The sequence below is a fragment of the Brenneria tiliae genome (genome assembly GCF_023347575.1).
GTDB lineage: Bacteria > Pseudomonadota > Gammaproteobacteria > Enterobacterales > Enterobacteriaceae > Brenneria > Brenneria corticis.
The window spans coordinates 1-243 of record NZ_JAKPCB010000016.1 but is presented as its reverse complement, the minus strand read 5'-3'; the positions used below and the strand labels follow the sequence as shown (position 1 = coordinate 243).

Below are 243 nucleotides of genomic sequence, written 5' to 3'. Positions count from 1 at the left end.
GCGTGAAGGTGGGTGTTTTTGGAAAATCCGGAACACCGTTAACACTGAGGCGTGATGACGAGTCACTACGGTGATGAAGTAACCGATGCTACGCTTCCAGGAAAAGCCTCTAAGCACCAGGTAACAGTCAATCGTACCCCAAACCGACACAGGTGGTCAGGTAGAGAATACTCAGGCGCTTGAGAGAACTCGGGTGAAGGAACTAGGCAAAATGGTGCCGTAACTTCGGGAGAAGGCACGCTG

The 243-nt window shown here is 51.9% G+C and carries 1 rRNA gene; it reads left to right on the top strand.

The annotated features are described in order from the left end of the window. A 23S ribosomal RNA gene (locus MFP24_RS00070) occupies window positions 1-243 on the top strand; the annotation flags it as partial.